Source organism: Desulfopila inferna (assembly GCF_016919005.1).
In the GTDB taxonomy this organism is placed as follows: domain Bacteria; phylum Desulfobacterota; class Desulfobulbia; order Desulfobulbales; family Desulfocapsaceae; genus Desulfopila_A; species Desulfopila_A inferna.
Genome location: NZ_JAFFQE010000002.1, coordinates 356103 through 370298, shown reverse-complemented (window position 1 = coordinate 370298; position 14196 = coordinate 356103). Strand labels below are relative to the sequence as shown.

Here is a 14196-nt window from a genome sequence, read left to right as displayed (position 1 = left end):
GCGGCTCATCTCCACCAAATCCTCTTTAACCACAGTGTTAAGATTGGGTCTTATGCAATTATAGCATACTCCAGCCCGGATGATATCATATCGTTAAAGAGAAATCTCCTATTATTTGTTATGTATGGACTGTCTCAGGTAGATCGGCATGGGGTTGAGGGGGGGGTGGAATTTTTCTGATCCCATCAAAACAGAGCATATAAGATACCTGAAAATGTCTTTGTCTTTTTTGGTATATTGAATAGTATCGAAAGAGAAGAATTTTTTCAAAGGAATGGGCCATTGATTCGAAAAAGAGAAAGGTGACACGATGATTATCGGGATTGATGTAGGCGGTACCCATGCTGATGGCGTCCTTTTGTGGAAAAACACCATTGCCGCAAAGAAAAAAGTCTGGGTAGATCATGACAACCTCGGAGATTCCATAATTACCCTGCTGGAATCCCTCCTGCCCCCGGATAGAGAGGCTCTGAAAAGAATCCATCTGAGTACCACCCTCTGTACCAATGCCTTGATCAATGAAAAGCTCGACGAGGTCGGCATGTTCGTTCAGGCAGGTCCCGGCATGAACCCAGATTTCCTCAAGTGCGGAGATCATCTCCATTTTTTCTCCGGGGCCGTGGACCATCGCGGACAAATTCTTCGTGGCCCGGGTGTAGCCGAAATTCAGGCCGCCGCCTCTGAATTACAAAGAAACAATATCTCCTCCATCGGCATAGTCACTAAATTTTCACACAGAAACAACGAGCATGAATTATGGGTCAGAGATCAGCTGCAGGATGATTTTACCCACATCAGCATGGGGCATCGTATATCGGGCATGCCGAATTTCCCCAGGCGGGTCTATACCACCTGGGTCAATAGTGCCCTGAAGTCGCAGTTTTATCAGTTTAAGGAGGCGATGGAGGAAGGTTTTTCAAAGCTGGGCCTTACCTGCCCCTGCTATATACTTAAGGCGGACGGGGGCACCATTCCCTTTGACGTCGGCTGTGAATTTCCCTGCCAGTCCATTCATTCCGGACCTTCGGCCAGTATTATGGGGGCGCTGGCTCTGGTGGATAATATTGGTGATGCCATTCTTCTCGACATTGGTGGAACGACAACCGATATTGGCATATTTGCCGACGGAGTGCCGCTGCTTGAACCGTATGGTGCCACGGTGGGCGGCAGACCCACTCTGATACGCGCCCAGCTCACCAAAAGCATTGGTCTCGGCGGAGACAGCAGTGTGATCCGGCAGGGTAATGGTTTTCAGATTGGTCCGGAAAGAAGGGGGCCGCCCATGGCCTTTGGTGGTATGTCACCGACCCCCACCGATGCCATGGTAGTGCTGGGCAGGATCAAAGCGGGCTCGCAGACGGAAGCACGAGCGGCGATGGAGCGGCTGTGCCCTGAAAAGCCGCCGGAGGAGACGGCGGTCGAGCTGCTTCATTGTTTTGTCCGGACAGTGCATAGAGCGGTGATGGACATGATTGAAGAAATCTTCAGTCGGCCGGTCTATACGGTTTCCGCCTTTCTTGAGCGGGAAAAGATCACCCCGGAGAGGCTGATATCCATAGGCGGCCCCGCCCTGGCATTGCAGAGTTTTCTGCAGGATACCTTCGGGATGGAATGTGTGGTTCCTCCGGATTACGAGGTTGCCAACGCCATAGGGGCGGCCAGGGCACGCTTAACCGTGCAGGCGAGCCTGTATTGCGACACCTCCCTGGGCAGACTGAGCATTCCGGAAATATCCTGCATGGAAAGCATCGGCAAGCGGTTCAATATGGAAGATGCTGAATTGCTTGTCATTGAGGCGGTCCGGAAAATGGCGCTGGAGATGGGCGCTGAAACCATTCCCGAGATTGACTTTATCGAACGGCTCGAGATGAATACGGTCAAGGGATTTGCCACAACTGGAAAAATCATCTCGCTGAAAGCACAGATACGACCCGGTCTGGTGAAGGTGGAGGAGTAAATCATGATAAAATATATGCCGACAGCGGCACGAAAAACCGGACTCGTTCTCTTTCCGGCCTTTGACTGGTGTATAAGCCCCTCACATCCCGAGCGCGAGGAAAGGCTGCTGTATACCAAGGACCAGCTGATTGAAGAAGGATTGGAAGATGTCGAAAACATTTACTTCTACAATCCTGAAATGGCTCTGGAGCAGGATATTGACAGGGTGCATCTTTGTGTTCCTTCCGCGGCCAGATTGATGACCGCTTCTCATTTTATTTCCACGGGTGGGGCCATCCGGGCAGCACGGGCGGTAATGGACAAGGAAGTGGAACGCTCCTTCGCCATTGTCAGACCGCCTGGGCACCATGCCATGCAAACGGTTTTCGGGGACAGGGGATTCTGTATCGTCAATGTAGAGGCGATCATGGTCGAATATATCCGCCGCCATTACGGCATCGGCAAAATCGCCATCATCGATACCGATTGTCATCATGGCGACGGTACACAGGATATTTTCTACAATGATCCGGACACCCTTTTTATTTCCATGCACCAGGACGGCCGTACTATTTTCCCGGGCAGCGGATTTGTCCATGAATCGGGCGGACCTTCGGCGCCGGGCTACAACATCAATATTCCACTCCCTCAGCAAACCTCGGAGGAGGGCTTCGATATGGTCATGGAGCGTGTGGTGTTGCCTATCCTGGATGAATTTAAACCGGAGCTGGTAATCAACTCCGCAGGTCAGGACAACCACTATTCCGACCCGATAACCAATATGAATTTCACCGCGCAGGGATATGCCCGGTTGAATAAAAACCTAAATCCCGATATCTGTGTGCTGGAGGGGGGATATGCCATCGAGGGAGCTCTGCCCTATACGAATCTGGGAATTATACTGGCCATGGCCGGCATGGATACCTCCCATGTCCGGGAACCGGGATATGATCCGGCACGCTTTATCCAGTCGCGGGATATGAACAGCTATATCGAGACCATCTGCAATCAGGCAGTTGAGGTGTTTCATAATCGGCATAAGCTGAAGAAGCAATATGAAGGACAGCAGACCGTCGTTGCACGCAAGCGTATTTTTTACGATACCACCGGCTTTCAGGTGGGGGAAACCAGGGTATACAACCTCTGTCCCGACTGTCCGGGCTATTCCGAGGTCGTCGCCGAAGGTCTGCACCAGCATCTCCACGGGTTCTGTATACCTTTCAGCTGCTGCAGGAAGTGCAGCATCAAGGCAAGGGACGGCTTTGTCCGCGCTCCCCGGGAAAGCGATACCTTGACTGTTCTGCAGGACAGGGTGGAGGATATCTTCGAAAGGAGATAGGGGCCTAACCCCGCTGAGCTGGATAGTAAAATCAGGTCCGCAACGCTGAGAAAGCAACAGACTCATACATAAAGACTATCAACATCATGCTCTACCAATACCTTGATATATCAAAGCTGAAGGTTGGTGATTCGGCCAGCCTTTCAAAAACCGTAAGTGAATCGGATGTCTATCAATATGCCGGCATCACCGGTGACATGAACCCGGTTCATATAGATGAGGAATATGCCGCCCGCACCGCCTTTGGCGGCAGAATCGCCCATGGCATGCTGGCGGCAGGCTTTATCAGTGCGGTCATGGCTATGAAGCTGCCGGGTCCCGGAGCAATATATCAGGAGCAGTCCCTGAAATTCACCGCGCCGATCCGTATTGGAGACACCATTACCGCCACGGCTGAAATACTCGAAATCGGACCGAAAAGAAAATCAGCCAGACTCAAAACCACCTGCATCAATCAAAGAGGGGTTGTGGTTTGCGAGGGCATAGCCTCCATTCTTCTGCCCAGGAAAAAAAGAGAATAGGATAGCAATTTCCGGAATTCACTTCAGTGCCGAACTCCATGCCAGGAGCTTTTGCTGGAAATTCATGCGGGCATTGGCGGGACTGGTCGAGGGCAGCCGCAGGTAGCTGAGCCCGTGGGTGCAGAGAAGATGACCGACATAGCGCTTGAAGCTCTGTTCCGCTTTGGCGCCATTGAAAAAAATCCGGGTCAACAGAGGGTGATCTGCCAGAAAATTCTCGAAATCATTGACCGCGATCGATTCCTCCTCAATGGCTGAATCAAGACTCGTTTCTCTCCGGCAACTCTTAATTACATCCCAGACGCTGATCCCGTTGTCCACCAGGGTTTGCCTCCTTTGGTCATAGGAGAGCGACGGTGTAGCGCCATAGATCTCTCCCATGATGGGCCAGAAGGCGTTTCGATTATGGGCATAGTATTGGCTGGCATCAAGTGAATCCCGGCCTGGCATGGAACCCAGGATAAGGGTATGACAGGCAGGGCCCGATATGGGTGGAAAACCATGAAGCATCATTTTGTCGGGGCAAAAATTCAAGTCGTCGCCTATGGGCGGCAAGTTTCAGAGCCAACTTTCAAGTCTTAACTTACTTAGGGAGAATCTCAACAAGTTCCACCCTTACGTTTTATCCTGGTCTCCGTTGTTTCTTTTCTTCCCGAAAGTCTTCGTGCCTAGAAGTCGATAATAAAGCTGTAGGCGTTCTTCTCAAGGGTGTGGGAAACCTTGTGTCCGGCATGGATAAAAATGGTCTGCATGCGGTTATTGCTGCGCAGCACCTCCGCCGTGAAGCCGGCGATACCGTTACGTTTTGCAATCTCGGCCATATGTCTGTACAAATAGGTCCCAAGACCTTTATTCTGCCAGTCATCACGAATGATAAAGGCAACTTCCGCCCTGTTGGTTTCCTCATCGAGGTAGTATCTGCCAACACAGATGACATCATCTCCATGGGCCTCCGGCACCGTTCCGACGATAGCCACATCCTTGCGGTGATCGATATAGACGAAATCCTGGATCTGCTTATGGGTAAATCTGTTCTGCTGGCTCATAAAACGGTAATACACGGTTTCCCTGGAGAGATCGTAGAGAAGATCTTTCATCCGTGGTTCATCGGTAGGCTGAACCGAACGGAAATAGACCTGGGTACCATCCTTGAGCAGCATGGTGGAGCGCATTAAGTCATCCCGTGGGACCATGAATCCGGTGGTGACATCCGCCATTTCCGGACGGATATAATGAGCAGCAACCGCCGCCTTGAAGAGCTGTTCGCGAAAATTCGGATGAGCGATGGAGATTAGCGCCATAACGCGTTCCTGTACCGACTTGCCATGCAGGTAGGCAATGCCGTACTCGGTAACCACATAATGAATGGTGCCGCGGGTAATAGAGACACCGGCGCCCGGGCTGAGGCGTACGACTATCCTGGATCGCTTGGCATCGAGACTGGCGGAGGGGATGACGATAATGGTCTTGCCGTTTCTCGAGCGTGCCGCCCCGCGATTGAAATCTACCAGACCGCCTATCCCCGAGTAGAACTTGCCGTCCACAGCGTCCGTGCAGACCTGTCCGGTAAGATCGATCTCCTGACCGACGTTGATGGCCACCATCTTCGATTGTTCGCTGATGACATGGAAGTCGTTGACATATTCCGTCGGTCGAAAGCAGAACAGAGGATTGTTGTCGACATAATTGTAGAGCCTTTTTGTTCCCATGCAGAAGCTGGTGACGATCCTGCCCCTGTCTGTACTTTTTCTGCTGCCGTTGGCAACGCCGGCTTCAATCAGCTCTATTATGGCGTCGGTGATCATCTCGCAATGAATGCCGAGATTTTTCTTTTCCAAAAGGTAGGGAATAGCCGCGTGGGGGATACGGCCAAAACCGGGAGTACGGCCCAGACCGAACTGGATGGTGGCATTGTCCGGAATCAGAGTAGCGACGTTTTTGCCGATGGCGTGGCTGATCTCCCCCAGCTCCTCTTCTTCTCTTTCAATAAGCGGTACATTAGCCGGCACCAGGATATCAAGGTCATACACATCGACCATACTGTCGCCCATGGTCCATACCATCTGCGGGTTGACCTGGGCGATGATGAGCGAGCCGTTTTCCACCGCGCTTTTGACGATGTCCACGGAAATGCCGAGACTGACCTTGCCGTTGACATTAGGTGGAGTGACCTGGATCAGAACGACATCGAGAGGGAGCTGGCCGGAATAGAAAAGTTGCGGAATATTCGAGAGAAGGATCGGGGTGTAGCTGCCCAGCCCCTCCTGGATCATGGCCCGGACGTTCTGCCCGATAAAAAAGGAGTTGACAGTGAAGCTCTGCGCATGACTCTTCTGGGCATAGAGAGCATCGCCCTTGGTAAAGAGCTGAACAATTTCGACATCGGCCAGTTCAGATGACCTGGCCGTCAGCGCCTTGACCAGTTCGGTGGGCTCACCGCAGCCGGTCCCGATGAAAACCCTGTTGCCGGAACGCACCTGCTTCAGCGCCTTTTTGGCCGAACTCACCATTTCCCTGTAGCGGTCCTGCCAGTTAGTATCGTAATCCATCGCCATTTATTATTTCCCGTCAATGCTCGTGATTTTTTCAGATAATAATCCTTTTATCGGCCGATAAAAGGGTCATCCTGCCGTCTGCGACCACCGGATCGGTTCCCGTTTCTCCGACGATAAAAGGATTGATGTCGAGTTCGATGATCTGGGGGAAGTCGGTGGTCAACTGGCTTATACGCTGGAGGCCGTTGGCGATGCCGACGATATCGACGCCTTTCTGGCCCCGCTTGCCCTTGAGAATGTTATAGGACCTGGTGGATTTGAGCATATGAATGGCTTCATCCTGAGTGATGGGGGCCAGGTGAAAGGTGACATCCTTCATCACCTCGACAAAAATGCCGCCGAGACCGAACATCAGCATGGGACCGAACTGCGGGTCTCTGCTGACGCCGATAATTACCTCCAGTCCGGGATCCACCATCTTTTCGACATAGATACCTTCGATGATGGCACTGGGAACCTGCTGCAGAATACGAATCATCATCAGGTCAAATCCGTCCCTGACCTGCTGTGCGGTGGTAAGGTTCAGCTTAACCCCGCCCATATCGCTTTTGTGAACGATATCCGGTGAGACAATCTTCATGGCTACCGGAAAGCCGGTGCGGCGCGCCTGTTCAACCGCTTCTTCGGCATCGGTTACCAGCCTGCCGTCGGGTACGTTGAAACCGTAAGACTGCAGGATTTTTTTGGACTTCACCTCATTGAGCTGCAGAATATTGAAGCGCCGGCTGCGGGTAATGATGCGCTCCACCCGCCTTCTGTTGACCCGAAAACGGGTAACCATTCGCGGCGGCCGGTGCAGCCAGGTTTCATATTCGTGCATTACTTTGAGGGCGCCGACGGCTCGCTCGGGGGACTCGTAATCGGGCAGCCCGGCCGCGGTCAGCTCGAGTCTGCCGGGCATGACGTCCTTGCCCCCCATAAAGGAGGCGAGAACCGGTTTGCTGCCGTCGATTTCCATGGCGATGGCCCGGGCCGTTTCCTTGGGGTTGGACATCACCTGGGGAGTGAGGATGATGATAATGGCGTCAACGCTGTCGTCATTCTGGGCGGTGCGCAGGACCTCCCGGTAACGCTCCGGCGGTGCATCGCCAAGGACATCGACCGGATTGCCGATGCTGACGCCCTCGGGGAGCTTGTCGCGCAATGCCGTTGCGGTATTGGAAGCGAGATCGGCAACCCTCATGCCGCAGTGTTCAACGGCATCGGCAGCCATGGTTCCCGGCCCCCCGGCGTTGGTGATGATCAACACCCTGTTTCCCTTGGGCAGAGGCTGCATGGAAAGGGCCGTGGCGTAATCAAAAAGGGCTTCAAAAGTATCGGCCCGGATCACCCCGGAGCGCTTGAAGGCCGCACCGTAGGCGGTGTCGGTGCCGGCCAGAACTCCGGTGTGGCTGGCGGCAGCCTTTTGTCCTGCTGCAGTGGTCCCTGATTTGAGCAGCACCACCGGCTTTTTCATACAGGCTTCTTCGGCGGTTTTAATGAAGGTATCGCCTGATATGATATTTTCCAGATATCCGGTGACAACCGTTGTCTGCTTGTCATCGGCGAGATAGGAGAGCAGATCGTTTTCGTTGATATCCGCTTTGTTGCCGATACTGATCAGCTTGGAGATTCCGAGACGGCGGCCTTCAGCCAGGTCAAGCATGGAGGTACAGAGTGCGCCCGATTGAGAGAAGATGGCGATCTTGCCGCGAGCAGGCATACTGCCGGCGAAGGAGGCGTTTAAATTGTTCTGGGTGTTGAGCAGGCCCAGGCAGTTGGGGCCAAGCAGCCGGGCGCCGTGGCTTTTGCAGATTTTGGCGACTTCCTCTTCAAGCCGCCGCCCGGCCTTGCCGGTTTCCTTGAATCCCGAGGAAATGAGCACGACCGCTCCGGCTTTTTTGGCCATGGCATCCTTGACTGCCTCGAGCACACGGTCTTTAGGCACCACCACAATGACCTGTTCTATCTCGCCGTCAAACTCCCTGAGGCTGCGCAAGACCGGCAGATCGAACATTGTTCCTCCGGCCGGATTGACGGGCAGAATTGTGCCTTTGAATCCTCCTTTGACCAGGTTGGCAAGAATATCGTGGCCAACCTTTCCCGGAGTCCTTGATGCCCCTATAATGGCGACGCTTTGCGGTAAAAAAAGACTTTCCAGCATGGAATTGTCAACAAAAAAAGAAGGTTAATTGAAATGGTGATGGATCTCATCGTGCTATTATAACTTTTGGCGGGCTGAAATCAATTGCTTTTGAACGATCCGTACTTTCTGCAGTATCACGAATGCTTTTATGTGTTCATCTTTAGGGCAGATTATCTGCAGCCAGATACTCTTCAATCCAAATTGATTGGTGGAGGAGAGCTCCCGGTATTCGCTTGTGAACAGACTATACTGTAAAGGAGAAGAAATTTATGATAAATTTATAAGCAGAGCAGCAGTGATTCCAGGAGAAATGGTGAAGCAGTTTAACCATCCAATCAAAGGAGCGTATGAATATTTCCGAAGCAATCAGGCAGCGCAAATCTATTCGGGCCTACCAAAACAAAGAGGTGAGCAGGGAGAGTGTCAATGCTATTCTCGAGACGGCACGTTATTCCCCGTCGGGGGCAAACGCACAGCCCTGGCAGGTGGCCGTGGTTATGGGAGAAACCAGGGACAGAATCATCGATGCACTGCTGTCGGCCTTTCGCGCCGGAGAGCCGGAGGACCGCGATTATGACTATTATCCGGTAAAATGGCAGCAGCCTTTTAAGGCACGCCGCATTGCCTGCGGCATGCAGCTCTACGAAACTCTGGGTATCGAGCGACAGGACCGCCAGGGGAGAGTCAGGCAGTGGGAGGCCAATTATCGCGGCTTCGACGCCCCGGCGATGCTCTTCTTTTTTCTCGATCCTTCTCTTGCCATCGGCTCGTATATGGATTGCGGCATGTTCATTCAATCGGTCATGCTGGCAGCACTGGATGAAGGGCTGGCCACCTGCCCCCAGGCGGCCCTCAGCGGCTATGCGACCCTGGTGAAGGAAATTCTCGGCTACCCGCGGGATACTATTCTGCTCTGCGGCATGGCACTGGGCTATGAGGAAAAAGATGCCCTGGTAAACAGCTACCGCACTCCCCGGGAAGAGGTGGACAGTTTTACCTGGTATTTTGATTAGTGCCGGACTCTATTCCCACTTGGGTCCGGTGACCTCATCCACGAGATACAGGATCGAGCGGTATGGAATGCCGCTGTGCAGCGCCAGGCCGATCTCGCAGGTTTTGCTGGTCGAGTAGCCCGCGTCACAGGTGCAGACATGCTCATCCAGGCCGTGCAGGGCGGATTCGTTAAGCTCGGGGACATTAAACCCCCGGTCGCCGGCGAAGCCGCAGCAGTAGATGTCCTCCGGCCAGACGACCTCGGTGGCGCAGGCGTGGGCGAGTTCAAGGAGCCTGGTTTCGAGCCCCATTTTCCTGGTGCTGCAGGTGGGATGGATGGCAATCCTGATGTCTTTGCGTGAAAATGAGAGTCGGTCCATCAAAAAGCGCAGGACGAACTCAATCGGTTCATACAGTTCGAGGCGTTCATCCAACGTGGCTTGCATACGCTGCAGGCAGGGGCTGGTGTCGCAGAGGATCGGAAGGGCGCCATTCCTGGACACATAGAGTAGTCGGTCCGAAAGTTCTCGGGATTTCCGGTCAGCCTCTGTGAGGAAACCCTTGCTTTCGAAGGCCTGCCCACAGCAGAGATTATCAAGATTTTCCGGATAGATGATTTCGTAGCCGGCTTTTTTCAGAAGGGATGCCGTCTTTTTCGGCAGATCGTCGAGCCCGGTTTCCGCTCGCGAAGGACCGCTCATTGCCCGGCTGGCACAGCTCGGAAAATAGACGACCTGGAGCGGATTGGTACAATCAACCGGCTTTGTTTCAATTTTTGCGACGCCGGAAGGCATTTCCCTGTTCCACAGAGGCAGACGGTTGAAAGTGGCCTTCCTGGCAAGTACCGAGGCCTGTTCCATGAACGCGGTGCCGGTATAATTATGCGCGATATCAACGACATCGAGGGTGTGGCTGATCGTCTTCGCCACTATACCAAAATGGGATCCGACAGCACCTGCAATTGATTGCGCCGGCCAGCCGTGAGCTTCCTCGCGCAGGGCTTTGACCATTTTTCCGGTATCGATGCCTACCGGGCAGCGGGTGGCGCACAGACCATCCGCCGCGCAGGTATCCAGGCCGGGATATTGATAACGGCGCGAAAAACGTTTGAGTTCTCTGCTTTTTCCTTCCGCCGCCAGTCTTCTGCTGAGCTCCCGCCGACCGGCGATGCGCTGTCTGGGGGTGAAGCTCAAATCTCGTGATGGGCAGACCGGCTCGCAGAAACCGCATTCGATGCACTTGTCGGCGACTTCGTGGGTTGCGGGCAACGACTTGAGATTCCTGATATGGATCTCGGCATCCTCGTTGATGATAACACCGGGGTTGAGCAGAGTGTCCGGATCGAAAAGCTCCTTGATCTCTTTCATCAGCTCGAAGGCCGCAGTGCCCCATTCTTTTTCGACAAAAGGAGCCATATTCCGGCCGGTGCCGTGTTCCGCCTTCAATGAGCCGTCGTAGGTGGTAACGACCATTTCCACAACTTCGGCCATGAAATCACGGTAACGGATCACCTCTGTTTCTATCGAAAAATCCTGGGTGAAAACGAAATGCAGGTTGCCCTCGAAAGCGTGACCGAAAATAATGGCTTCATTGTAGTGGTATTTGGCGAACAGTGTTTGCAGTTCCAAGGCTGCCCGGGCCAATTTTTCTATTGGAAAAGCGACGTCTTCTATGATCACGGTTGTCCCGGTTTTGCGGACCGCGCCAACTGCCGGGAATAAGCCCTTTCTGATCTTCCACAAGTTCTGGTATTCCTCAGCCGCAGAGGTAAAAGAGATAGGCATGACGGTTTTGAAGTCTGCCAGGCAGGAGGTGATCTGCTCGATCTGTCCGGCAAGTTTTTGTGGATCACCTGCCCGGGTCTCGACCAGTAGAGCGGTCACCGACTTATCGAGCGTTTTCAAAAATTCCGGCATGCCGGGTTTGTCCTCGACCGAGGCCAGGCTGGCACGATCCATCAGTTCGGCCGCCGCCACCGACTGCCGGCGCAGGAGCCGGATGGCGCGACAGGCCTCCTCCATGTTGGTGAAGAGGATCAACGCGCTCGCCTTGTGCCGATGCTCGATGACTGTACGGTAGACCGCATCGGCGATAAAGGCCAGTGTTCCTTCGGAACCGATCATCAGGTGCGCCATGATGTCTATGGGGTCTTCAAAATCAATGAGGGCGTTCAGGCTGTAACCCGTCGTATTCTTGATTTTGAATTTATGTCTGATACGACCTGCGAGTTCACTGTTTTCCAGAACCCGCTGCCTGATGCGCGCCAGGTCGTGAAGCAGGGATGTATGGCTTTTTCTGAAATCATCGACACTCTTGTTGTCTCCGGTGTCGATCACGGTGCCGTCCACGAGGATCAGACGAATGCTTTCCAGGGTCTGGTAGCTGTTCTGCTCGACGCCACAGCACATGCCACTTGCATTGTTGGCAAGAATTCCACCGATTTTGGCGCTGTCGATGGACGCCGGGTCCGGGCCGATCTTGCGGTCGAATACCGCAAGTTGACGATTGGCAAGACCGCCAACGAGACCAGGCTGAACCTGGATGAGGCGGGCCTCGTCGTATATTCGGCAGCGATCCCAGCCCCTGCCCAAACGCACGAGAATACTGTCGGTGATCGACTGACCCGAGAGGCTTGTACCGGCAGCCCTGAAAGTCACGGGCAGACTACGCCTGCGGGCTTCCTGCAGAATGATCCGGACCTGCTTCTCATTTTCAACGTCAACGATAATTTGGGGAACAAGACGGTAAAAGCTGGCGTCGACTCCGATGGCGACTCTCTTGAGCGGATCTGTGATAATATTCTTTTCTGGGATCTTGCGAGCAATAGCTCTCCGGAAATCATTATATTTTTTTGGCTGCATAATACTCTTAGGCATGTATTTAATAATGGGTATCACTATCTGCCACTATATCATATCAGGCAGTTTTCTGAAAATCATTCTCATTACCCCTTGAAACTCAGCATTTTCTGGTACAGGCTGAGACTGCTCTTTGTCTCGGGAGGCCATAATCCCGTCCAGGGGGGGCTACGCTGCAGCCGTCCGGCTGCAGCGACCCGTGAAAAGAGCAGTCCCGACCTTGAACAGAGGATCAGGAGTAATCAGGAAAATCTTTGCGATAGATGCTTTAATCCCTTAATCGAAAGCTTTGCCCTCTCCAGGAGGAAACAGGGAAATGACGCCGGCAAATACTAATTTACACTGGCCAAGCCTTAGGTCGGGGCAACAAGACGGTTCAGATCGGCTGGACCAGTAAAATATCTCCTTGACTATTTGGTGGAATAAAAATAAAAGGCTTTTTCTGTAATCTGGAAAATATTTTGGTATCAGCAAAACCTTAGAAAGGCAAATCCGGTGGTAAAATGGATCATCTGCAGCGAAAATATGGTTTTTGGACGGCGACCGCCATGGTTGTCGGTATTGTTATAGGATCAGGCGTCTTTTTCAAGGCGGATGATGTTCTCAGGGCTTCGGGCGGCAGCCTTCCCACTGCCCTTCTGGCCTGGGCGATCGGCGGGTCGATCATGATAGTCACCGCCTACGTCTTTGCCAATATCGGGGCGCGAATTGAAAAGATCAACGGGGTCGTCGATTATTTTGAAGAGGCCTACGGCGAGAAAGGCGGTTACCTGGTCGCCTGGTTTATGACCTTCATCTACTATCCCACTTTGGTGGCCGTGCTTGCCTGGGTTTCCGCCAATTACAGCATAGGTCTGCTGGGGCTTGAAAAGGGAGTCTGGCTGTTGGCGTCCCTTTACCTGATATTCTTTTTTCTGCTCAACCTTCTTTCGCCGATACTGGCCGGAATGTGGCAGGTTTCGACAACCCTCATCAAGCTGGTGCCCCTGGGGTTGGTAGCGGTTATCGGTGGAATCTCCGGCATTCTCAGCGGGCAGACCATGGACAGCTTCGTCCGCAGCGCCGAGGGCATTTCAGAGGGCGGCGGACTGGCGGTGGCTACCCTGGCAACCGCCTTCGCCTACGAAGGCTGGATTATTGCCACTTCCATCAATGCCGAGATCAAAAATGCCAAAAAGACCCTGCCAAAAGCACTGGTGACAGGAACCATGATCGTGGCCGCCGTCTATATGCTCTACTATCTCGGGATCTCGGGAGTGCTTTCCAACGAGCAGGTCATTGCTGCCGGAGATAATGCTCCAGTACAGGTCATATCGCTGATATTCGGCAGAATAGGGGGAACGCTTTTGACGGTCTTCGTGGTAATTTCCTGTCTTGGCACCCTCAATGGTCTGATAATGGGCTCGGTCAGGGGCATGTTCGCTATCGCTATACGAGGACTTGGGCCTCGGCCCGAATTTTTCAGAGCCGTCAACATCCGCACCAACAGCACACTCAATTCGGGCATCCTCGGCTTCCTGCTGTCTTCCTTCTGGCTGATGGTCTGGTACGGCAACTTTGCCGGATGGTGGGGCAGTTTCATGGATATTTCCGAGCTTCCCATCGCCTTTCTCTATGTGATTTACATCGCCATCTATATCTGGGTGATAAGAAGCTTTACCGACCTGGGACCCTTCGCCCGCTTCGGCGCCCCGTTTTTTGCCGGATGCGGCTCGCTCTACATCATCTGGGGAGCCATTCAGAAGGATATGTTCGCGCATTTTTTTGTCATTACTCTTGCCATCGCTTCCATTGGCTATGTGCTCATGCGGCAATCTTCAGACCCGCAGGCCCCTGGCGGCGGCAGGAAGAAAAGCCGTTTGTAGGA

Annotated in this window: 10 protein-coding genes; 6 read left to right on the top strand and 4 right to left on the bottom strand. The window is 53.2% G+C overall.

What is annotated here, in order from left to right; all coding sequences use genetic code 11:
- The first annotated feature begins 310 nt into the window (after positions 1–310).
- The 3 genes from JWG88_RS05645 to JWG88_RS05635 all read left to right on the top strand — a co-directional run bounded on the left by JWG88_RS05645 (position 311) and on the right by JWG88_RS05635 (position 3798).
- Positions 311–1957, top strand: a complete 1647-nt coding sequence (locus tag JWG88_RS05645) for a hydantoinase/oxoprolinase family protein (protein WP_205232734.1) — start codon at positions 311–313, stop codon at positions 1955–1957.
- A 3-nt stretch (positions 1958–1960) separates the two neighbouring features.
- The gene (locus JWG88_RS05640) at positions 1961–3277 is read left to right on the top strand and encodes a histone deacetylase family protein (protein WP_240194292.1); all 1317 of its coding nucleotides are present in this window, start codon (positions 1961–1963) and stop codon (positions 3275–3277) included.
- A gap of 86 nt (positions 3278–3363) precedes the next feature.
- Entirely contained in the window at positions 3364–3798 is a 435-nt protein-coding gene (locus tag JWG88_RS05635; RefSeq protein ID WP_205232733.1) for a MaoC family dehydratase, read from the top strand.
- A gap of 18 nt (positions 3799–3816) precedes the next feature.
- Here the strand turns inward: JWG88_RS05635 and JWG88_RS05630 are convergent, their stop codons facing one another.
- The 3 genes from JWG88_RS05630 to JWG88_RS05620 all read right to left on the bottom strand — a co-directional run bounded on the left by JWG88_RS05630 (position 3817) and on the right by JWG88_RS05620 (position 8496).
- Positions 3817–4332: a DNA-deoxyinosine glycosylase gene (locus tag JWG88_RS05630; RefSeq protein WP_205232732.1), complete on the bottom strand. Its 516-nt coding sequence runs from the start codon at positions 4330–4332 to the stop codon at positions 3817–3819.
- Between the two features lie 134 nt (positions 4333–4466).
- A complete protein-coding gene (locus JWG88_RS05625; protein WP_240194291.1) occupies positions 4467–6353 on the bottom strand; it encodes a bifunctional acetyl-CoA hydrolase/transferase family protein/GNAT family N-acetyltransferase in 1887 nt (628 codons plus the stop codon).
- 31 nt (positions 6354–6384) lie between these two features.
- A complete protein-coding gene (locus tag JWG88_RS05620; protein WP_205232731.1) occupies positions 6385–8496 on the bottom strand; it encodes an acetate--CoA ligase family protein in 2112 nt (703 codons plus the stop codon).
- Positions 8497–8825: 329 nt separating this feature from the next.
- Here JWG88_RS05620 and JWG88_RS05615 point away from each other — a divergent pair, with 329 nt between their 5' ends.
- Positions 8826–9491, top strand: coding sequence for a nitroreductase (locus JWG88_RS05615; protein ID WP_205232730.1), 666 nt, complete (start codon positions 8826–8828; stop codon positions 9489–9491).
- A 9-nt stretch (positions 9492–9500) separates the two neighbouring features.
- Here the strand turns inward: JWG88_RS05615 and JWG88_RS05610 are convergent, their stop codons facing one another.
- Positions 9501–12332 (bottom strand): FAD-binding and (Fe-S)-binding domain-containing protein, encoded by a 2832-nt coding sequence (locus JWG88_RS05610; RefSeq protein ID WP_205232729.1) that lies wholly within the window; start codon positions 12330–12332, stop codon positions 9501–9503.
- Positions 12333–12422: 90 nt separating this feature from the next.
- On the opposite strand from JWG88_RS05610, the gene JWG88_RS05605 reads away from it, so the two are divergent.
- Entirely contained in the window at positions 12423–12665 is a 243-nt protein-coding gene (locus JWG88_RS05605; RefSeq protein ID WP_205232728.1) for a hypothetical protein, read from the top strand.
- Positions 12666–12832: 167 nt separating this feature from the next.
- Positions 12833–14194, top strand: a complete 1362-nt coding sequence (locus JWG88_RS05600; RefSeq protein WP_205232727.1) for an APC family permease — start codon at positions 12833–12835, stop codon at positions 14192–14194.
- Positions 14195–14196 lie beyond the last annotated feature (2 nt).

Coding starts and splice junctions, on each gene's coding strand:
- JWG88_RS05645 (WP_205232734.1), top strand. CDS start 311: ATGATTATCGGGATTGATGTAGGCGGTACCCATGCTGATGGCGTCCTT.
- JWG88_RS05615 (WP_205232730.1), top strand. CDS start 8,826: ATGAATATTTCCGAAGCAATCAGGCAGCGCAAATCTATTCGGGCCTAC.
- JWG88_RS05635 (WP_205232733.1), top strand. CDS start 3,364: ATGCTCTACCAATACCTTGATATATCAAAGCTGAAGGTTGGTGATTCG.
- JWG88_RS05620 (WP_205232731.1), bottom strand. CDS start 8,496: ATGCTGGAAAGTCTTTTTTTACCGCAAAGCGTCGCCATTATAGGGGCA.
- JWG88_RS05600 (WP_205232727.1), top strand. CDS start 12,833: ATGGATCATCTGCAGCGAAAATATGGTTTTTGGACGGCGACCGCCATG.
- JWG88_RS05640 (WP_240194292.1), top strand. CDS start 1,961: ATGATAAAATATATGCCGACAGCGGCACGAAAAACCGGACTCGTTCTC.
- JWG88_RS05625 (WP_240194291.1), bottom strand. CDS start 6,353: ATGGCGATGGATTACGATACTAACTGGCAGGACCGCTACAGGGAAATG.
- JWG88_RS05610 (WP_205232729.1), bottom strand. CDS start 12,332: ATGCAGCCAAAAAAATATAATGATTTCCGGAGAGCTATTGCTCGCAAG.